Annotated in this window: 22 protein-coding genes; 11 read left to right on the top strand and 11 right to left on the bottom strand. The window is 49.1% G+C overall.

The features are described 5' to 3' along the window. Positions 1-135 precede the first annotated feature (135 nt). The 3 genes from H5715_RS13995 to H5715_RS13985 are packed head-to-tail and all read right to left on the bottom strand — an operon-like array spanning position 136 to position 3,264. Positions 136-2,223: a vWA domain-containing protein gene (locus tag H5715_RS13995; protein WP_075188290.1), complete on the bottom strand. Its 2,088-nt coding sequence runs from the start codon at positions 2,221-2,223 to the stop codon at positions 136-138. Then, positions 2,216-2,755 carry an RNA polymerase sigma factor gene (locus H5715_RS13990; RefSeq protein ID WP_075188289.1) on the bottom strand — a complete coding sequence of 180 codons (540 nt, stop codon included), beginning with the start codon at positions 2,753-2,755 and terminating at the stop codon, positions 2,216-2,218. Before H5715_RS13990 ends, H5715_RS13995 begins: the two co-directional genes overlap by 8 nt. A gap of 35 nt (positions 2,756-2,790) precedes the next feature. After that, positions 2,791-3,264, bottom strand: a complete 474-nt coding sequence (locus H5715_RS13985) for a YchJ family protein (RefSeq protein ID WP_075188288.1) — start codon at positions 3,262-3,264, stop codon at positions 2,791-2,793. An 83-nt stretch (positions 3,265-3,347) separates the two neighbouring features. Here H5715_RS13985 and ybiA point away from each other — a divergent pair, with 83 nt between their 5' ends. The 3 genes from ybiA to H5715_RS13970 all read left to right on the top strand — a co-directional run bounded on the left by ybiA (position 3,348) and on the right by H5715_RS13970 (position 5,982). Next, positions 3,348-3,836: a riboflavin biosynthesis intermediates N-glycosidase gene (ybiA, locus tag H5715_RS13980; protein WP_075188287.1), complete on the top strand. Its 489-nt coding sequence runs from the start codon at positions 3,348-3,350 to the stop codon at positions 3,834-3,836. After that, on the top strand, positions 3,829-5,199 hold the full coding sequence (gene radA / locus H5715_RS13975; protein WP_075188286.1) for a DNA repair protein RadA: 1,371 nt from the start codon (positions 3,829-3,831) through the stop codon (positions 5,197-5,199). Before ybiA ends, radA begins: the two co-directional genes overlap by 8 nt. 108 nt (positions 5,200-5,307) lie before the next feature. Next, on the top strand, positions 5,308-5,982 hold the full coding sequence (locus H5715_RS13970; RefSeq protein WP_175574352.1) for a DUF3313 family protein: 675 nt from the start codon (positions 5,308-5,310) through the stop codon (positions 5,980-5,982). A gap of 66 nt (positions 5,983-6,048) precedes the next feature. On the opposite strand, the gene creD is transcribed toward H5715_RS13970, so the two are convergent. From creD to ettA, 4 genes are all read right to left on the bottom strand, one after another. Beyond that, positions 6,049-7,374 (bottom strand): cell envelope integrity protein CreD, encoded by a 1,326-nt coding sequence (gene creD / locus H5715_RS13965; protein WP_075188284.1) that lies wholly within the window; start codon positions 7,372-7,374, stop codon positions 6,049-6,051. 132 nt (positions 7,375-7,506) lie between these two features. Beyond that, positions 7,507-7,854 carry a PilZ domain-containing protein gene (locus tag H5715_RS13960; protein WP_075188283.1) on the bottom strand — a complete coding sequence of 116 codons (348 nt, stop codon included), beginning with the start codon at positions 7,852-7,854 and terminating at the stop codon, positions 7,507-7,509. Between the two features lie 14 nt (positions 7,855-7,868). Then, positions 7,869-8,237, bottom strand: coding sequence for a PilZ domain-containing protein (locus tag H5715_RS13955; protein WP_075188282.1), 369 nt, complete (start codon positions 8,235-8,237; stop codon positions 7,869-7,871). Positions 8,238-8,356: 119 nt separating this feature from the next. Continuing rightward, entirely contained in the window at positions 8,357-10,018 is a 1,662-nt protein-coding gene (gene ettA / locus H5715_RS13950; protein WP_075188281.1) for an energy-dependent translational throttle protein EttA, read from the bottom strand. A gap of 194 nt (positions 10,019-10,212) precedes the next feature. Here ettA and H5715_RS13945 point away from each other — a divergent pair, with 194 nt between their 5' ends. Then, positions 10,213-10,611 carry a hypothetical protein gene (locus H5715_RS13945; RefSeq protein ID WP_075188280.1) on the top strand — a complete coding sequence of 133 codons (399 nt, stop codon included), beginning with the start codon at positions 10,213-10,215 and terminating at the stop codon, positions 10,609-10,611. Positions 10,612-10,759: 148 nt separating this feature from the next. Further along, positions 10,760-12,025 (top strand): serine hydroxymethyltransferase, encoded by a 1,266-nt coding sequence (glyA, locus tag H5715_RS13940; protein ID WP_075188279.1) that lies wholly within the window; start codon positions 10,760-10,762, stop codon positions 12,023-12,025. Between the two features lie 67 nt (positions 12,026-12,092). Here glyA and H5715_RS20615 read toward each other — a convergent pair whose 3' ends face one another. After that, positions 12,093-12,338 (bottom strand): PEP-CTERM sorting domain-containing protein, encoded by a 246-nt coding sequence (locus H5715_RS20615; protein ID WP_425507044.1) that lies wholly within the window; start codon positions 12,336-12,338, stop codon positions 12,093-12,095. Positions 12,339-12,501: 163 nt separating this feature from the next. Here H5715_RS20615 and H5715_RS13930 point away from each other — a divergent pair, with 163 nt between their 5' ends. From H5715_RS13930 to H5715_RS13920, 3 genes are all read left to right on the top strand, one after another. Beyond that, entirely contained in the window at positions 12,502-12,714 is a 213-nt protein-coding gene (locus H5715_RS13930; protein ID WP_075188277.1) for a hypothetical protein, read from the top strand. A gap of 95 nt (positions 12,715-12,809) precedes the next feature. Further along, positions 12,810-13,856: a ribosome small subunit-dependent GTPase A gene (gene rsgA / locus H5715_RS13925; protein WP_221892295.1), complete on the top strand. Its 1,047-nt coding sequence runs from the start codon at positions 12,810-12,812 to the stop codon at positions 13,854-13,856. A gap of 475 nt (positions 13,857-14,331) precedes the next feature. Continuing rightward, entirely contained in the window at positions 14,332-14,769 is a 438-nt protein-coding gene (locus H5715_RS13920) for an ATP-dependent zinc protease family protein (protein WP_075188276.1), read from the top strand. Here H5715_RS13920 and H5715_RS13915 read toward each other — a convergent pair. Genes H5715_RS13915 through H5715_RS13905 form a run of 3 tightly spaced genes read right to left on the bottom strand, consistent with a single transcriptional unit; the run spans position 14,766 to position 16,417 of the window. Then, on the bottom strand, positions 14,766-15,338 hold the full coding sequence (locus H5715_RS13915; RefSeq protein ID WP_075188275.1) for an RNA polymerase sigma factor: 573 nt from the start codon (positions 15,336-15,338) through the stop codon (positions 14,766-14,768). The two genes, H5715_RS13920 and H5715_RS13915, sit on opposite strands and share 4 nt — an antisense overlap. Before the next feature lie 10 nt (positions 15,339-15,348). After that, positions 15,349-16,182 carry a mechanosensitive ion channel family protein gene (locus H5715_RS13910; RefSeq protein WP_075188274.1) on the bottom strand — a complete coding sequence of 278 codons (834 nt, stop codon included), beginning with the start codon at positions 16,180-16,182 and terminating at the stop codon, positions 15,349-15,351. Continuing rightward, positions 16,166-16,417, bottom strand: a complete 252-nt coding sequence (locus H5715_RS13905; RefSeq protein WP_075188273.1) for a hypothetical protein — start codon at positions 16,415-16,417, stop codon at positions 16,166-16,168. Before H5715_RS13905 ends, H5715_RS13910 begins: the two co-directional genes overlap by 17 nt. Positions 16,418-16,570: 153 nt before the next feature. On the opposite strand from H5715_RS13905, the gene H5715_RS13900 reads away from it, so the two are divergent. The 3 genes from H5715_RS13900 to H5715_RS13890 are packed head-to-tail and all read left to right on the top strand — an operon-like array spanning position 16,571 to position 19,992. Further along, the gene (locus H5715_RS13900; protein WP_075188272.1) at positions 16,571-17,908 is read left to right on the top strand and encodes a magnesium transporter; all 1,338 of its coding nucleotides are present in this window, start codon (positions 16,571-16,573) and stop codon (positions 17,906-17,908) included. Between the two features lie 10 nt (positions 17,909-17,918). Then, the gene (locus tag H5715_RS13895) at positions 17,919-18,968 is read left to right on the top strand and encodes a DUF21 domain-containing protein (RefSeq protein ID WP_075188271.1); all 1,050 of its coding nucleotides are present in this window, start codon (positions 17,919-17,921) and stop codon (positions 18,966-18,968) included. Between the two features lie 16 nt (positions 18,969-18,984). After that, positions 18,985-19,992 carry a magnesium transporter CorA family protein gene (locus H5715_RS13890; protein ID WP_075188270.1) on the top strand — a complete coding sequence of 336 codons (1,008 nt, stop codon included), beginning with the start codon at positions 18,985-18,987 and terminating at the stop codon, positions 19,990-19,992. Position 19,993 lies beyond the last annotated feature (1 nt).

Below are 19,993 nucleotides of genomic sequence, written 5' to 3'. Positions count from 1 at the left end.
ACACTTTGAGGGCTCGCTTTTGAAACTCCCCCCCCCCCCTCTATGGGTGCTCGACGCTCGCTTCCCTGCAAGCGACGGTTTCAGGCGTGAGCCCTCAATGTGTTCGGGTTGCTGGGCGTCCCGCTGCAACGGCGCTTACATTTCGCTGGCCACCTGCGCTTTACGAACGAGTTGCACCAATTCGCTGCGGTAGCCGTACTCGTCTTCACCCTTGTTGGCCTGGGCTAGTGCGATGGCGTCGTCGAAGCTCCAACTGCCGGTGTACTTGCTGTCTTTCAGCAATTGCGCAAAGCCAGCTACTGCGGCGGAAAAGTGCGCTTCGCGTTGCAGGGTGCTGCTGGCTTTGGGCGTGTCTGTTGTAATGCTCGTGGTGAGCAGCTTGGAGGTATTTTCATCCGGTAGTTTGTAGCGGATTTTAAGGAAGGCGTATTCGTTACTTTTGCTCTCAGCCGTTGTCGGTTTAGCGTAACGGCTTTCGTCAATCAGTTCTGCACCGGAGCCCACGGGGGTGATTTCGTAGAGGGCCGTGACACTGTGGCCCGCGCCTATATCCCCCGCATCTACTGCATCATTGTTGAAATCCTCGCGCTTCAGTGCGCGTGTTTCGTAGCCCAGCAGGCGATATTCGGACACGGTGGCAGGGTTAAATTCCACCTGGATTTTCACATCCTTGGCGATGGGGAACAGGCTGGAGGTGGCTTCGTGCACCAGTACTTTTTGCGCTTCGCTGAGGGTATCGATATAGGCGGCAATGCCATTGCCGTTTTGAGCCAATTGTTGCATTAGCGCGTCGTGATAATTGCCGCTGCCAAAGCCCAATACGGAGAGGAAAATGCCTTTCTCTCGTTTGCGTTCGACAAAGCTTTTTAATTCGTCGTTGTTGGTAATGCCGACGTTAAAGTCGCCGTCGGTGGCGAGAAGTATGCGGTTAACGGCATCTTTGCGGAAAGAGGTTTCGGCCAGTTGGTAGGCGAGTTTAATACCTTCGGCTCCCGCCGTTGAGCCGCCGGGGCGCAGGTTGTTGATGGCGGTAACGATTTTTTGTTTTTCGGAGACTTTGGTCGGCTCCAAAACGGTTCCTGCGGCACCGGCATACACGGCGATGGCAACGGTATCGTCCGGGCGCAGTTTACTGAGCAGCAGGTTTATGGATTGCTTCACCAGCGGCAGTTTATCCGGCGCATTCATGGAGCCGCTTACATCCAGCAAAAAGACAATATTGGATTTGGGTTGCTCGGTTAATTCATAGCCTTTAATACCAATGTGAATCAGTTTTTTCTGCTTGTGCCAGGGCGAATCCATTACCAATACCGAGCGGTTGAAAGGCTCGCTACGATCGTTGGGCTGTGGGTAGGCGTAGTCAAAATAGTTGACCATTTCTTCCAGGCGTACGGCATTTTTTTGCGGCAGCAGGCCGTGGTTTAATTGCCTGCGTACAAAGCTGTAGGAGGCTGTATCTACATCGATGGAAAAGGTGGAAACGGGCTCTTCACTGGTGCGCTTTATTGGGTTGGTTTCGAAGGCTTCGAAACGGTCACGGCCTTCTTCGATGTAGCCTGGTGCTTGCATTATGGCGTCAGGCTTTTGCAGTTTTCCGGCAGCTGTCATGCGCATGGGAGCCTGCGGAGCGATCTCGTATTCGGTTACAACTCTCGGGCTAATCGTTACGCCTTTTTGTCGTTGTAGTGATTCTGCGGCGGCGTGATCTGGCAGGGTGCCAATATCTTCGGCGCTAATGGTCTCCACGGTGTCTGAGTATTCACGTTTGAGCTCGGCTGCGTTTGAAATTGATGTTCGGGTTCCGGCTATCGTCACTTCTTTTTCCTCCAAAATGACCGCGCCGTCGGTTTGAGGTTCTGGAAGGTGTAATGGCACCGGTTCGGAATATTTCGGTTCGGGTTTAAAGCTGGGGCTGTAGGTGGTCAGCGTTACGGCAAACAAAGCCACACAAGCGGTAGCAACACCGCCTAAAAACCATTTCTGGTGTAACAGGTTATTCATATCGTCTCTCCGGTTCGTTTTATTGGAACTGAAGGTAAGACGTAGCCAGTGGAGAAATCCTTGGGGATTTCTTTGTGTTATTTTTTCGGCAGGTTTTGCTTGCTCGGTTTGGGTAGCCTTAAACTCGGCCATGGCCATGCGAATGGCTTGCTGTTTGGCCTGCGGGTCTGGTGAGCGCTCGCTGGCCTGGTCGAGAATTTCTTTCAAATCGTGGTCATTCATACTTATTGCCTCCTTCTAGAAGGCTGAGTTTTTTGCGTATTTCGTGGAGCCGCCAGGAAACTGTGCTTTCCTTTACCTCCAACACTTGTGCTGCCTCGGCGTGGGTAAGGCCCTCTCCCAGCACCAATAACAGGGTGCTTTTAAAGCCCTCGCCCCAGCTTTCCAGGCGCTTAAGAATTTGCTGGAGATAAATGCCGGAGTGCTCGCTGCTTTGGTTGAGGGTTTCCGCTGCAGACAGCTCTGTATGCTCGTGCCGCTCCTCCCCTCTGTGCCAGTCGATCGCACAGGTAACGATAATGCGGTAGAGCCAAGTCGTAAAGGCGGACTTAAAGTGAAATTGTGCCAGTGAACGCGCCAGTTTTATGCACGCCTGCTGGGTAATATCTTCGGCGTCGGTGGGGTTGCCACACCACTTGCAGGCGAAGCGGTACATTCTGTCGTAGTGAATCTGCAACAGGGATTCGAAGGCTGCGCTATCTCCGGCCTGGGCTGCTTTAATCAAAGCTTCTTGTTGGGGCGAATCTCGAGTCATTATGTATTAGACGGATGAGAGAGCCGTTTCCTTGGTTAGGGATGACATTTTTTTATTTTTTTACCGCTACCACACCAGCAGTTGTCGTTACGACCAAGCTTTACTGGAGTGAGTATTTTACCCGAGGTGTACCACCAGCGGTCTTGTTCAAAGCAGAATTCGGAAAGCTCGTGTAATTGCTGAGGTGGCTCTTCCGTGCTGGCGTTTCGATAAAAGGCGACAAACTCTACCTGGCCTCTGGTGGCAGAGCTAGAGGGTGCGTGAAGTATGCGCAGGCTCAGCCATTCGGTGTTGTGAATGGTCTTTGAGATCTGTTCGCGATCATTCGGTACGTGTTGGCTTGAGTGTAAAGTGGCCAGCAGGTAGTCGATATTGCCACAGCAAAATGCAGAGTAGCGCGATCGCATCAGTATTTCCGGCATCGTGCCTTCCGGCTGTTCGGCCGCGCAGTGGAGGCGGCCACAGCAGTCGCGGTAGGGCGTGTTTGAGTTGCAATAGCATGAAGTCATCCGAGCATTCTATCAGTTGAGCCAGATGTTGGGAGGAATGTTAAACTCTCGAGCCTACTCATTCCCAAGCTGTCATTGCCATTATGTTTGCCCACGATCTGGAAATAGAAAAAGCCTACCGACTCTCGCATTTCGACCACCAACACCTGTTATCCACGGTATCACCTCATCCTATTGAACTGGAGGGTGAGAGCTGGACAACGGCCGAGCATTATTTTCAGGCTCAAATTGCCGGTAGCGATGCCTTGGTGGAAAGGATTAAACGAGCAGCCACAGGGGAAGACGCCTACACCCTGGGCAGCGCATGGTACCGCCGCAAACAGAAAGGCTGGAAACAGCTGCGCAGGGTAATGATGACGCGGGCTCTCTACACCAAAGTGCAAATGTACCCGGTAGTGAAAGAAGAGCTGTTGGCGACCGGCGACCAGCTGATACTGGAAATATCCCAATACGATCACTACTGGGGGATTGGTCGCGATCAGCGCGGGGAAAATATGCTGGGTAAAATCTGGATGGATATACGCAAAAAATTACGTCGGGAATCTGGGGATAAGGAATCAAACATTGGCTAAAAGTAAAACAGCATTTGTCTGCAACGATTGTGGGGCGGATTACACCAAGTGGCAGGGCCAGTGTGCTGAGTGCGGTGCCTGGAACTCGGTAAAAGAGCTTCGCTTGGGCGGCGGTGGTTCGAAGGCTTCCAGTTCCGCTTCTCGTTCGGGATATACCGGTGATTTACAGTCTAAGGTTACTCCTTTGGCTGATATTGATCTGGCTGAGTTACCGCGTTTTTCCTCTGGAATGGAAGAGTTTGACCGGGTGCTGGGAGGTGGTTTTGTGCCTGGTTCTGTGGTGTTGATTGGTGGTCATCCGGGCGCGGGTAAATCCACGGTGTTGTTGCAAACCTTGTGTGGCTTGGCGCAAACGCAGGATGCGCTCTATATAACAGGTGAGGAATCGTTACAGCAGGTGGCCATGCGGGCTAAGCGTTTGGGTCTGCCCACCGAAAAGCTGCAAATGCTGTCGGCCACTAATGTGGATGTAATTGTTTATGCCGCTGAAACCGTCAAGCCAAAAATTATGGTGGTGGATTCCATTCAGGTTATGCATCAATCGGAAATTTCGTCGGCGCCGGGCAGTGTTTCACAGGTGCGTGAATGTGCTGCTCAGCTGACGCGCTACGCCAAGCAGACAGGTACGGTGCTGATTCTGGTTGGCCATGTGACAAAGGATGGCTCTCTGGCGGGGCCGAAGGTGCTGGAGCATATTATCGACTGTTCGATAATGCTCGAGGGTTCCCACGACTCGCGCTTCCGCACCCTGCGTGGAACTAAAAATCGCTTCGGTGCCATCAATGAGTTGGGTGTATTTGCCATGACAGAGCAGGGCTTGAAAGAAGTCTCTAACCCCTCTGCCATTTTTCTGCAGCGTTCCGATGAGATTGCCTCGGGTTCGGTGGTGATGGTGGTGTGGGAGGGGACGCGCCCGCTATTGGTGGAGATTCAGGCTCTGGTAGACGATTCCAGTTTGGGTAACCCGCGCCGTGTGGCGGTGGGTTTGGAGCAAAATCGCTTGTCTATGTTGCTAGCGGTACTGCACCGTCACGGGGGTGTCATGGTGGGCGATCAGGATGTGTTTGTGAATGTTGTCGGCGGTGTAAAAATTGTCGAAACCAGCGCAGACCTAGCGCTACTTTTAGCGCTGGTCTCGAGTTTTCGTGACCGCCCTTTGTCTCGCGAGCTGGTAGTGTTTGGCGAGGTTGGCCTGGCCGGTGAAATTCGCCCGGTACCCAGTGGCCAGGAGCGTATTCGTGAAGCGGCCAAGCATGGCTTCAAGAAGGCGATTGTGCCCTATGGCAACACCCCGCGCGAACCCGTAGAGGGGATGGAAATTGTGGTGGTGAAGAAATTGAGTGAAGCCTTGGAGGCTATTTAAGCCTTTGTACCTGTTCTGGATCATATAATGAATGGCATTAAAAAATTATGATCTAATAGTGTTTGAATAAATAAAATAAAAGTAATCGAGGGTGTTATGGGTAATATTATGAATTGTATGCGAGACAAGCGTATCATTTTTGGAGCTTTTCTGGCATTTGCATTGCTGTTTTCCAATACTGTTCTGGCAAAAAAAAACGTTGAAGAGTCTTTTGTCTTATGGAAAGACACAAAGTATCATCGATTTTTTATCGATAAAAACGTGGATTTCAGTAAGTATAAAAAAATGGCTGTTCTGCCCCTGGATTACAGCTCAATGATTGTTTCGCCGAAAACGAAAAAAAAGATGGAGCGGAATTGGAGTAATTTTAAGCAAGAGGGTATGCCCGATGTCGTGACTTTTTTTGATAGCGAATTTGAAGATGTGTTTGACGATAGTGATGCTTTCAGCTTGACGAAAACGAGCGGTGATGATGTGTTGATCGTTCAATACAAGGCTATTGAAATTTCACCTAAGGCTTTTATTGATAATGCTCTGGGTACAGTGGGTATGGAGGCCCTGAATCGAGTTGCCAGCGTACAGTACCAAGTTGCTATCTATGACGCGCGCACTAAGGCGGTTGTCGCTATGATAGAAGACGATTTTTTGGTATCGATTCAAGTGGAGAGCGAAAGGGTTCTTAACAATCGCGCGAATCACCGACGAGCCTGGAAGACATCACTCCATAAGTTAGCTAAAAGTTTCAACAAAAATATGATTCGCTTGCAGGAAAAATCCAAATAGTCCGTAGGGATAGAGTATTTGAACAGGTAACAAAAAAGCCGGCCGCAGAGGTCGGCTTTTTTTGGTTTATGGCTTACGAGAAATTGTGTACCAATTGATATTTCGTGTACTCATCATCAGTAATGCCAGTATCGCAAACAACATCAGTGCACCCATCAGTAATGCAAAGTCTTCCATCTGAATAATAATGTAGAGAACACCGTATAGTGCACCCAGTGAAAAACTGAACAAGGCGCTGGCTTTGTAGCTTGTGAGTACCTTTCCCAAATAGGCGGTTAGCAGGAATAAACAGCTTACTGTCGAAATGGCATAGGCCATTAGAAAAGAAAGATGCTCGGAAAGAGAGACCAATAATAGATAAAAAATGGCCAGCGCCAGTCCGACAAATGTGTATTGGATTGGGTGTATGGGGGCGCCTCGAATTATTTCAAACAAAAAGAAAGCCGCGAATGAAATGGCGATAAATAAAATTCCGTACTTTACTGCTCGCTCTGTCTGTAAGTAAATATCGACCGATTGATAAAAGTGGGTGCCGGTTTTTAGCTCTGTTATGAAGCTGCATCTCCCCTTACTGCACTGCTCCAGTTTTTTAGAAATATCGCTGCTAAATTCATTGATGCGCCACTGGGCGGAGAAGCCGTTTTTGGATATGCCATGCTCAAGTGGCAAAAAAGCGCCGATAAACTCCGGGTGAGGCCAGTTGGATTGCATTGTGATTTCGGTATTGGTGCTTGCAGGAATAATCTGCAGTGACGACATACCACGCAATTGAAAGGCAAGGTTCAATTCGAGCGGCTTGTAAATTTCGTTGGGGATTTCGATAGCGGCCTGCAGGCCGGAGGCTGGGCCCTGGATTCCTGAGCCAGGTGAAACCTGCAAATTGTCGCCTTTCCATGACAGTGTTGGCTTGCCTGTGATACCGCGTGCATCACTGACATAAATAGTAATATGTGGCTTTAAAAAACGAAAAAAGCCGTGCTGATTTTCAGCCTCTTCCCTCCTTTTGTTGAGGGTGCCCGGGGTGAGTTTTCCATTGATGGCTACGGTGGCATCGTATACTGGAACCGAGTAAATGCCCTTATGGCGCAGGCTCGTGTTGATGTCGACCGAAACATTTACCTCGTCCAGCGGGATAAACAGATTTTCCTCAACCACTATTACATCTGTTGTTGTGTCGCCAGAATGAATGGCTCGTTTTATTTCATAGGGCTGAACCAGAAAAGGTGTCATCAGCTGTTGTGCGGATGTCCAGCTTTTGGCAATGCTGGTTTCAGCTTGCTGCAGATAGCTCTTTCGTTCGCTGATTTTTCCGGAAATTATATTCAGAGGTATTAGCAGCAGCAGGGCAATCAGACAGATTAAACCTGTTTTTAGGGCGAGTTCGCGTTGCATGTTGGGTTCTCCCGTGAGGGCATCACTAAGAAAATCGGTGATGCTTTAGTGACTTTAACGGGAGTGTAAGCAGTGAAGAGGGCGAAAACGTGCGGGGATTGTGAGCAATTATGGCAGGCGCTGATGCGGGAGTTAGGGTGCGTTTGTGAGCGGCAGACCCGCGGCTTTTAAAAAAGCCTGTAAACGCGCTTTGTCTTGTTTTGTTGTGGGCTTGCATTCCAGGCCAACAAAGTGATCTTTCCTGTGGGCAACGCGCCCTTGAGTAACGACTACATCGTCATTTGCCAGGTGGATCTTCAGGGTGACTGTTGTATTAGTTTCTAGCTCGTGATCGCCGAGCAAGGCGATTAGTGCGCCGGATTCGGACAAATTGATAAGGTAAGCGCTTTGGGTGGTATTGGATACACTTAGGGAGCAATCACCTCGGTACTCTATTCTTTCGTTGACGCGGCGTTCGAATTCTTCTTTTGATACTTGCATATAGGGCGTGTTGTTTATTGATTGGGTAGCAGTTCAGTGAGTACGCGTTCCGCTGCGTTATCGTCTCCGAGGTTTAATTCAACCAGGCGACGGAGGTGGCCGATGCTTTCGATATCGATGCTTTCACATCGAAAACCCAATACATCGCTACTGCTATGGGCTAGCGAGGTTTTCATATTGATGTTGGCATCGTCTGCCAGCTCGACGGAGATAAAAATGGGGAGAGCTACATCGATATGGTAATGCTGGGGGGTTTTAACGAGCAGGCCATTGAGGGATATGTCTAGCAGCGAGGCCGTAGTTTGTTGCTCGCCCTGTGTGAGTTGTACAGAGGTATTGAAGTCGATGCGAGAATAGCGTCTTCGCTCAGCGGTTAACGACATAAGGTGCTCCAGTGAAACAGGGTCACTTTAAGTGTAGTCGGCTGCAATAGGGCTTGCACGGGAGTATAAGGCTTTGTTGTCGGCTAATTGCGGCCGACAACAAAGACGTTGGCGCCTATCTATTTAAGAGGCTTATATTTCATGCGCTTGGGTTGGGCGTTGTCACCTTTGCGGGAGACGAAATCTTCGTGGTACTCGGTGAAGTCGCCCTCAAAGAACACCACTTCACTCTCGCCTTCATAGGCGAGAATGTGGGTGGCAACGCGGTCGAGAAACCAGCGGTCGTGTGATATAACCAGGGCACAGCCGGGGAAGTTCTGTATGGCTTCCTCCAGTGCGCGTAGCGTTTCAACATCCAAATCGTTGGAGGGTTCATCCAGCAGCAGCACGTTTGCGCCTTGCTTCAGTGTGTTGGCTAGGTGCAATCGGCCGCGTTCACCACCGGAGAGGTCGCCCACGCGTTTCTGCTGGTCGGTGCCCTTAAAGTTAAAGCGGCCTACGTAGGCGCGGGAGCCGACTTCGTAGTTGCCGATTTTAAGAATATCATGCCCGCCGGAAACAGCTTCCCACACGCTTTCGTCATCGTTAAGGTTTTCGCGCCCTTGCTGAACATAGGCGACCTGGACGGTTTCGCCGACGATAATTTCGCCTGAATCGGGTGTTTCCTCACCGGTGATCATTCGGAAAAGGGTAGATTTACCTGCACCGTTACCGCCCACAATACCGACGATAGCGCCTTTGGGAACGGTAAAACTAAGATTGTCGATTAACAGTTCGTCACCAAAGCCTTTGTTGACGTTGTGGAATTCAATGACCTTGTCACCCAGGCGTTCGCCGGGCGGAATGTAGATCTCGTTTGTCTCGTTGCGGGTCTGGAATTCTTGGCTTTGCATTTCTTCAAAGCGAGACAGGCGTGCTTTGTTTTTGGCGTGGCGGCCCTTGGGGTTTTGGCGTACCCACTCGAGTTCGGCTTTCATGGATTTGATATGAGAGGCTTCAGTGCGCTTTTCCTGCTCGAGTCGAATCTCTTTTTGCTCTAGCCAGTTGGAGTAGTTGCCTTCGTAGGGGATGCCGCGGCCGCGGTCCAGCTCCAAAATCCAGCCGGCGGCATTGTCGAGGAAGTAGCGGTCGTGGGTAATGGCCACCACGGTGCCAGGGAAGTTCACCAGAAACTGCTCCAGCCAGAATACCGATTCCGCATCTAGGTGGTTGGTGGGTTCGTCCAGCAATAGCATATCCGGGCGGGATAGCAGCAGGCGGCACAGGGCCACGCGGCGGCATTCACCACCGGAGAGTTTGCTTACATCTGCATCCCAGGGCGGTAGGCGGAGGGCGTCGGCGGCGACTTCCAAAGTGTGGTTCAGGTTGTGGGCGTCCCAGGCTTGGATAATATCTTCGCATCGGGCCTGTTGTTTAGCCAGGGCGTCGAAGTCGGCATCTGGCTCGGCGTAATCCGCATACACTTTATCCAGATCGGCGAGGGCATTCACGGCTTCTTGGACCCCTTCTTCGACATTGCCGCGTACATTTTTTTCCGGATTCAGCTGCGGTTCCTGCGGTAGGTAGCCGACTTTAATGTTGGACATGGGGCGGGCTTCACCGAGAAAGTCGGTATCAATACCCGCCATAATGCGCAGTAGAGTGGATTTTCCCGAACCGTTTAAGCCGAGCACGCCGATTTTGGCGCCAGGGAAAAACGATAAAGAAATATCTTTCAGAATTTCACGTTTTGGGGGTACGATCTTGCCTACGCGGTTCATGGTATAAACGTATTGCGCCATTTCAGCTCTCGCTCCGGATGCGGTAATTGGGGATTCTGAGGGGGAAGAAAACAGGCGCAAGTTACCGGATACGGCGGTGAAATTCAATGATTGTCGAGGTTCTGGCGCAGTAAAACATCAAAACGAAAGCTTGCTAGCTTGTGGAATTGAATCGCCGGTTAAATTGTTGTCAATTAGCAGGGAGCCACTTTTCTATGGATGCATTTACATTATTTTTATCGGAAGATAAAAGCTATGTCGGTTGCAAGGTATTACAGGATGTAACGCCCGCGAGCGCGGTTGAATTTACCCTGCCCATGGAGGTGCAGGGTAAGCGTTTCGGTATCAATAAGTTCCTGGTGGACTTGCGAGGTGTTCGCAATACCGCTGGTGCTGGTGAAAACTATCATTTTGCCCGTGAAGAGTTACAGGAGTTGAATCTGCGTGTGGAAAACTATGCGGCTATGATTACCGACCCTGAGGACCGCTCACACGATTTTGTAGAGACGGTCACTCAAAATGCCGGGCATTCAGTAAGAGTTTTTCGCAACGAAGCGGGAGCGCTTCAATGGTTGCAGAACCCTCAATATTTATGGAATAAGATCGCGCTCTAAAGAAGTGCAGAATAATCTCTCATGACATTCGTGGGAATTAATTGCCCTGGCGCGTTTGTTGGTGGATGAGATTGTTGATGCATTCGTGTACAATCCCCGCCCTTAATTTTCCTCTCCTTTTCCTATTATTCCCTTTGCGGAGACGCCAATGTTTGATAAAACCCAGACCATTTCAGAATTTGATCCAGATGTGTGGAATGCCATCGTTGACGAGGGCATTCGTCAGGAAGAGCATATTGAACTGATTGCTTCTGAAAATTACACCAGTCCCCTGGTGATGACTGCTCAGGGCACCAAGCTTACCAACAAGTATGCCGAGGGCTACCCCGCCAAGCGTTATTACGGTGGTTGTGAGTATGTGGATAAAGTAGAGGTGCTGGCGATTGAGCGCGCTAAAGAGCTTTTCGGTGCTGATTACGCCAACGTGCAGCCACATTCGGGTTCGCAGGCCAACTCTGCCGTTTACGCAGCATTGTGCTCACCCGGCGACACGGTTCTGGGTATGAGCCTGGCGCATGGTGGCCACCTGACTCACGGGGCCAAGGTTAACTTCTCCGGCAAAATGTACCACGCCGTCCAATATGGTTTGAATTCGGAGACCGGCCTGGTCGATTACGAAGAAGTCGCTTCTCTGGCCAGAGAACATAAGCCAAAAATGATCGTTGCTGGTTTCTCTGCCTACAGCCAGGTTCTGGACTGGCAGAAATTCCGCGATATCGCCGACGAAGTAGGTGCTTACCTGTTGGTGGATATGGCCCACGTTGCCGGCTTAGTGGCTGCGGGTGAATATCCATCCCCGGTGCAGATTGCTGATGTTACGACTACTACGACTCACAAAACACTGCGTGGTCCACGCGGTGGTCTTATCCTTGCCAAAGCGAACGCAGAGATTGAGAAAAAATTGAACTCCGCTGTATTCCCTGGTGGTCAGGGCGGGCCGTTGATGCATGTAATCGCTGGTAAGGCGATCTGCTTCAAGGAAGCAATGAGCGACGATTACAAAACTTACCAAAAGCAGGTTGTGGTTAACGCAAAAACGATGGCTAAAACCTTTATCGAGCGCGGTATAAAGATTGTATCTGGTGGAACTGAAAACCACCTGATGCTGGTAGATTTAATCGGCAAGGAATACACCGGTAAAGACGCCGACGCTGCTTTGGGTGCTGCCAATATTACCGTTAACAAAAACGCCGTTCCCAACGACCCGCGTTCACCTTTTGTGACCAGTGGCTTGCGTGTGGGAACACCGGCTATTACAACGCGCGGTTTTGGTGAGCAGGAGTGTGTGGATCTGAGCAACTGGATGTGTGACGTTCTGGAAAGCCTGGAAAACGGCACCTCTGAGCAGGTGATTACTGAGGTTAAAGCCAAGGTGCTGGAAGTATGTGGCCGCTTCCCGGTTTACGGCAATTAATATTGAGTCTGTTTGTGAAGAAGGCGCCACATACGGCGCCTTTTTTATTGCTGTGTTATGGCGTTTTTTATTTTCGCTTGGCTTTTTTTCTTGATTGTAGATATACGCCAGCAAGACCCGCAATCATCAGGCTGAGACTACTGGGTTCTGGAATGCTAACCGTTGGAACTCCAGCGGTGATCCACGCGCATGTTTTGTTAACGCTGCAAAAATACTCTGTTCGAGAGCCGTCTGCACGGGTTACATCTGCGGGGCAGTCACTCCGGGAGTTACAGGAACGGGCAAAAGCCGGATCCGAGATACATATTGCCATTACTGTTATGGCCGTTGAAAAAAATAGGGCTTTATTGCTTAAAAAATGCGTGTTCATCATTGACCTCCTTGCCATGTGGTCTTCAGTTTGTGTTTCTACGAAGAGCTGAAAGAGAGATAAACTGAAAACTATCAGCTTGGTATTGTAATACGGGTGAGTTGATGTGCGGATCAAACGTATTTATACCCATTATCAGTATAAAAAAGGGCTGATGGCATCAAAACAAATTGATTTGCTTGCGTTTTACGTTCAGGCCGTCTTTTCTATTGTTCCTAAGTACGTTCAGAGCTATTATTCAGATTCATTTCTTATCGGTGGAGGGTTGTTTATGATTGTGTTTATCGGAAACTCACGCCGGGTTAAAACAACGGTTTAAATTTACAGTATTCCGTTTATCTCTCCCGGTCTAGCGCCGGGGCAATTCTATGCCTCTGAATTCAGTTGGTGACGCATCAGCGTCAGGGGTTTATCGTGACCGATCATTCTTTTTTGGCCAGCCTTGGTTGGCAGGCTTTTTTCTATCAACAACTCTCTCTTGAAGAGTGGGATCTGTCTGTTCCCGCTCGCATATTCTCGCAGCACAAATCATTGTTTGAACTGGAAACCGAGAGCGGTGGCTTATTAATTCCACACGTGCCTTCTATGCCCCCGTTAACCGTGGGCGACTGGGTGTTACTCGATAAGGATCATCGTTTCATTCGTATGTTGGAGCGCAAAAGCTGTTTTAGTCGTAAAGCAGCGGGCACCAAACTGACAGAGCAGATGATTGCAGCAAATGTAGATACGGCATTCATTGCCTGTTCGCTAAATGACGATTTTAATTTGAATCGTATCGAGCGATATCTATGCCTCGCCTATGAGGCCGACGTCGAGCCGGTGGTGGTGTTAACAAAAAGCGATTTGTGCGACAGGGTCGATCAGTTTCGTCTCCAGGTGCTGGGCCTTGGTGATAGGCTTGCGGTTGAAGCCGTCAATTGCCTGAGTACCGAGAGTGTTGCGGCGCTAAAACCGTGGTGTACGAGTGGTAAAACACTGGTAATGCTGGGCTCATCGGGCTCGGGTAAGTCGACGCTCATCAACCGTTTGCTGGGTGAGGAAATTCAAGTGACGAGCCGTATTCGAGAGGCGGATTGCAAGGGGCGGCATACTACAACCCGGCGATCATTATTCGCGATGAAAGAGGGCGCTTTACTGTTAGATACTCCGGGAATGCGAGAGTTACAGCTTGCTGATTGCGATGCGGGTGTAAGCCATGCTTTCGCCGATATCGCCTTGTTGGCCGAGGACTGTCGGTTCAGTGACTGTCAGCATAACGCCGAGCCTGGCTGTGCGGTTCAAGAGGCCGTAACAACGGGAGTGCTGGATGAACGACGTTTGAAAAATTGGCGCAAGCTACTAAGGGAGCAGGCGCTGAATGCCGCTAGCCTTGCGGAGCGTAGAGAGCATGACCGTCAGTTTGTTCGCTCGTGTCGACAAGTGCTGCGCGAATCCTATAAATATAAACGGGGGGAGAGTTAATTTTCTTTTAGGTCGCTTACCTTGGGCGCCCTTACCGGCGTTCTTGGTACGCTATGAAGTAGAGAATACTTTTCTCTTCCCTTCTTTAGGTTTTGCCCACTGTATACCATTTTAAAAAAATGATAGCCGACAATTAGAGGGGGCTTTTTTGGGGGGGATGGTTGATTGTGGGGGAAGAGGACTAAAGTCTTGAGTTAATCGGGCGCAACGGCTATGTTTGGTTTCGCACTATCGCCTGCCGTGGGGTGCGAATTATTGATGGGCGTATCGTGCAAAATGACCTGAGTGAAGGCTTGGGGAGTAAGTGCCTATCTTGATGAGAAAGGGCCGTTGCCGAGCATCTATGCGGGAGCGGGGTAAACTTCGGATCGATCCCTTAGCCCACCTTTAAGCCGCACAATGTGGCTTCGAGCTAAAAAGGGTTATTGGCGAATTTAAAAATTATTTTCAGAGAGTCTGGAATGGTTTGGTCTATATGATGAATAAATTGATGCTAGGGGCTTTGGAGTTTTGTGATCTTCCTGAACTCAATATTACACGCCTTAATATACGAATTGATACCGGCGCGCAAACTTCGTCGTTGCATGTTGATAATATTGTGGAGTTCGATAATGACGGTGAGCTTTGGATAAGTTTTGATATTCATCCGGATATCCACAATGTGGATGCTATTGTTCGTCGAGAAGCAAAAGTCCTGGCGAAGCGGACGGTGAAGAGTTCCAATAGTACGCGGGAAAAACGCTATATTGTTGAAACTTTGCTACGCCTTGCTGACAGGGAGTGGCCCATTGAAATCTCTCTTACCGATCGTTCCGGTATGACCTACCTAATGTTGTTGGGAAGGGAGGCGATGGTTGGCCGTGTAGTGGTTGACCCTGGGGAGGAATATTTACTCGACAGAAGCGAGAGTTAGCGGTGCGTCTGTTCCAAGCCGCCCAATTTTTTTATGGCGCGGTAATACCGCATTTTTGCCGCGCTAAGTGTAATGCTTAGCTGTTGTGCAATTTCGTCGAAGGAAAGCTCCAGGATCGCTCGCATAACCGCCACTTCACGTTCGTCTTCGTCCAGCAGTAGCAGCATATTCTCTAGCTCGCTGGTGTCGGCGGGCGCTTCGATCTCTTCGTTTTCCTGCTGCGTTAGCCAGTCAAGTAATTGGGCGTTTTTCCGTTTGTTTCGCAGGTAATCCATTGTTAAATTTCTAGAGATGGAGACCGTCCAGGAAAAAAATTTAGCGGTGTCCTTCAGTTGCTCGAGTTTATTCCAACTGCTTAAAAATGTTTCCTGAACAATATCGTCAACGGCGTCTCGATCATAAAAAACTTGGGCGGCAACAAACGCGGCTATTTTATTCTGATAGCGATGGAACAGGTGTGCGAATGCCGCAGACGAATAATTCGACCGCAGCAATGCGTATTCCACCAATTGCTGGTCGTTATGTTCGTCCAGTTTTATTGGTGGGTTAGTTTTCACCTTTACTGTCATTAAAAGTTGTTTAGGGGTGGATGGTGAAGCCTTCAATAAGGTCTTTGTTGTTAACTAAAATCCGCCCGCCCTGAGGTGTTTCCAGGGTGGTAACGACGGGCCCAAGTTGCATTACTTTGCCGGTGCGACCATCTTTAAGGGTTATGCTGTCACCGGGGTGCAGGGAGTCGGTGAGGTAAACACTATAGAGAATGTTTTCGGAGGCATTGCGGCTGCCCAATCCCAGTGAAATTGCGGCGGCAATACCGAGAGATGCGAGCAGTATACTCACGATATAGTCGAGCAAGCGAGTCTCAATTTCGAGTTCACTAATCGCAAGCGATATCACCAGAATAAGCGTTAGCCCGTATACTGCGCTAGAGACGGGTTTGGCAAATTCAAAACGCGCGGCTTTGGCACCGTTGTAAACAAAATTTCGGGCCAAGTTGGCAGCGGCAATACCAAATAGCAGGATTAAAGTGGCGGCTATTATCTTGGGTATAAAGCTGACAAAGTGATCCATTGTCTGGCTTAACTGCGGCAGCCCGAGGGATTCAGCGGCGGTAATAATAAAGAGCAGCCAGACCATCCAGAATGTGAGCACACCTATAGCGCCGGAAATAGAGAGTTTGTTTCCCAGTCGCTGTAGTTGATGTTCTATGCCGGTGTGGGTGGCCAGTTTATCAAGGCCGATTTTAGTCAGTAGTGTGGCGACAGCAAAGCGCAGTATTTTCGCGACAACATAACCGATTAACAGAATCACTACGGCAGCCAGCAGTTGCGGAATAAAGGTGGCAAACTGGTTTAGCAGTGTAGTGAGAGATTCCGACAGGGATGTGTACCAGAGGTTAATGTCTTGTGTCATGTTGTGTTCCTTTGGCGGCGGGGCGGGGGCTGGTGCGTGCGAAGGGTGCAAAAAAGGACAGCAGTAGGGCGTACAGACCGAAAGCGCCTAAGCGCAAAAATTCGGTGGTTTTTTCCTGTCGTTCAGCCGTGTCTGCCAGCTGCTGGGGTGATAAGCCCACCTTGTTTGTTTGTGGTAACGCTTTGAGCTGTTGTTCCAGCCTGGAAGCGTCGTCTTGCTGTTTCTCTGAGTTCATGAAGGGGCTCGGTAATAGCGGGATTTGTTAGTTCTGACGTAAATTTATGTGTAAAAGTCACAATAAAATAATGTGACTTTTTGTCGTTTTTCCTCGTCCATAACCACTTGTAGGTTTTTAGCTCCCTTCGCGGGTAATGCAGAGGTTGATACGATGATGGAATTCAATATCAATGACGTTGTTTCCCGTGTTTTAGACCGGGTTTCGTTACTTGAAGACGGTGCAGTTGCCGATCTGGACTTCCTTGCAGAAGTTCCAAACGAAGAGCTGGGCGTGCTGCTGGAATCATTACCGGTTGCCATACGTCATACCGTTTGGAGCACTCTCAACCCAGAGTCTTACTGGGCCCTGCTGCACCTGTTACAGGAGGAGACCGCGAGAAACCTCGTGGCGTCGCTTGATGCAGAAGAGAAAGAGCTGCTGCAACAGTTCGCCAGCCCGGACGATTTAAAAAGTTTAGCGTCAGTGTTGCCACGTTATATGGTCTCGGCCATCCTCCAGGAGCAGGGCGGGCGGGTACTGAAAGACCTTGAGCAGGCACTTAGTTACGGTGAGGCTGAGGTCGGTCGTTTTATGGTTTCTCGGGTCATTAGCGCGCTACCTGCAACCGCTGCGGAGTCGGTGTTACGGCGTTTTCGCAAGCGCAGTAACTATGATGTTGATGCGGTGTTTGTGGTAAATGAAGAGGGCGAGTATCTGGGGCGCGTTGCGGTTACAGCACTGTTGCAGGCGGAAACCGGGCAGCTGTTGTCAGATTTGGCTCAGGATTGCAAAGCCCTGCTTCATGACGATGACTTGCGAGATGCAATGCAAACTCTAGATGCGCTGGATTCCGGTGGTTGGTTGCCGGTAGTGAAAGAGAAAACCCTGTTGGGTGCGATTTCTGTTCGCGCCATTGTTCACGAAGTTAAAACGGAGCTTGTCGACAGAGGGGTAAGTGAATCGAACTCCGAAGAGGAAGATCTGTTTACGCCCGTGCCAGTAGCGGCTTACCGGCGGGCAATTTGGTTGGGGCTTAATCTTGTAACCGCTTTTTTAGCATCCACCGTAATTGGGTTGTTTGAGGCAACGCTGCAAGAGGTTATTGCCCTTGCGGTCTTAATGCCTGTGGTTGCCAGTATGGGGGGGGTGGCTGGTAGTCAGACATTAACTGTTGCTGTGCGGGGTCTGGTGTTAAACCATTTGAACGATGCAAATATCAAATTGGTACTCAAAAAAGAGATTTATATTGCCCTGATTAACAGTTTGATTTGGGGGGTGGTAATTGCGTTGGTTGCGTTTTACTGGTTTGATTCAGCGTGGCTGGGCGTAATTATTTGTGTGGCTATTATAATTAACAGCTTGGCAGCAGCGTGGTCGGGAACTTATATTCCGTTTGTGTTGAAAAAGCTTAGTATTGATCCGGCCATATCTGGTTCGGTTATTCTCACAACGGTTACCGATGTTGTGGGGTTTTTGGTATTTCTGGGGCTGGGCGCCCTAATTTTATAAGAGAATAAAAATGACTCATGAGATTTTTGCCTGGATGGGGATCGTGTTTTGCCTTAGCCAGTCCGCTGTTTTTTCTGGGCTGAACCTAGCTCTGTTTAGCTTAAGCCGATTGCAGTTGGAGGTTGAGTCAAAGCGCGGTAATAAAAATGCCAGCAAAATTTTAGCTATGCGCGAGGATTCCAATTTCTTACTGGCCACGATTCTTTGGGGCAATGTTTCGATTAACGTAATGCTTACGCTGCTTTCCGATTCTGTTTTGGTGGGTGTTTACGCTTTTCTATTCTCGACAATTGCCATTACCTTTTTAGGTGAAATATTTCCACAGGCCTATTTTTCTCGTAATGCGCTTAAAGTGGCTTCGTTCCTTACGCCTATAGTTCGTTTTTATCAGATTATTTTATTTCCAGTGGCAAAGTTTACATCGCTGATTCTGGATGGCTGGCTCGGGCGGGAAGGTATTACTTACTTCCGGGAGAAAGAGCTTAAAGCACTTATCGTTGCGCACGTGGAGGCGGACGAAGCTGAAGTTGTTCATGTGGAGGGTGTTGGTGCACTGAATTTTCTCTCTGTAGATGAAATATCGGTTACCCAGGAGGGGGAGCCGCTAGATCCTGCCAGTATTATCGCTCGTCCCTGCAAGCTCGATCTGCCAATATTCCCCGAGCAAGGCGAAGAGGAGTTTGATGGTTTTCTGAAAGTGATACATCAGTCTGGGCATAAATGGGTTGTGGTGGTAGATGAAAATGAATATCCAAGGTTGGTGCTGGATGCCGATGGGTTTATTCGATCCGCAGTATTGGATACGGGGAAAACTGATATCTATAGTTATTGCCATCGCCCGGTCGTTATCGAAGATCTGAAAGTAACGCTCGGTGGTGCAATGCAATTCTTAAAAGATGCGCAAGAAAGTGAAACACACTCGGATGATGTTCTCGATCAAGATATCATTTTAGTCTGGTCGGGAAACCAGCGTCGTATCATCACGGGAGCCGATATATTGGGCAGGTTAATGAAGGGGATTGGCGCGGCGCAGGAAAAAGCTGAAGCCACGGGTCATTAAAATAGAGGGTAATATTATGCATTCGGCCTATTTGTTCAATAAAACTGGGGTGGTGCCTATCGATTACAGTCGTGTTCGTGATGAGTGGTCACGCGATTGCGGTGCGACATTATGGGTTGATATTAATGTCGATCAGCATGAAGAGGTGATTTCGGTTCTCAACGATTTTGATATTCACTCTCTTGCAGTAGAGGACACGTTAAGAAAAAGGCATCCGCCAAAAATTGAATTTTTTGATGACTACGCTTTTATTCTTTACCGGGGTATTTCCTCTGTAGCCGGCAATCTTGAGTTTGGTCATATGCAAATTTCTCTGTTTATAGGGAGAAATTATTTGATTACCCTGCACCGAGGTAAATCACTAGGTGTGGCTGAGGTTATGAGTATAGTCGACGATCCAGAGAGGCTAAAAAAACATAAGAAATTCAATATGGATAGCGGTGATGATTTGCTGCCCATGCATATTGCATTGAATATTCTCCATGCGTCTTCCTCTGTCTATTTGGATAATGTACTGGAATTTGAATCCCGTTTAAGTGATCTTGAAGATGAAATGCAAGCTCATGGCGACGATGTATTGCTGTCTGAGTTAACTTTGTATAAGGCCCGTTTGTTGAAGTTGCGCCGAGTCTTTGACTACCATAAAGGGATTACGGAAGCTTTAGGGGTTGAAACGGAAAATGTTTGCTCGGTGAGTTTTCAGGCTTTTCATCACGAGATAAATGATTTACACGAACGCTTTGTCCGCCTCTATACTTTGGTGCAAATGCACTACGATATTTGTGGCGATTTAATAGAAGGCTATTTGTCAATTGCGTCACATCGGCTGAACGTGACAATGCGTGTATTGACCGTTATTACAGCGGTGTTTATCCCGCTGGGTTTTTTAGCCGGCCTGTATGGAATGAATTTCGAGTATATCCCAGAGCTGGGGTATCGCTACTCGTATTTTGTTCTTTTGGGGGTAATGGCATTTTTGGCAGCAACGTTGCTGCTTTTTTTTAGACGTAAAAGTTGGATATAGA

It is taken from the genome of Teredinibacter haidensis, assembly GCF_014211975.1.
In the GTDB taxonomy this organism is placed as follows: Bacteria; Pseudomonadota; Gammaproteobacteria; order Pseudomonadales; family Cellvibrionaceae; genus Teredinibacter; species Teredinibacter haidensis.
The sequence above is the reverse complement of the archived record's forward strand: the minus strand, read 5'-3'. Positions and strand labels throughout refer to the sequence as shown.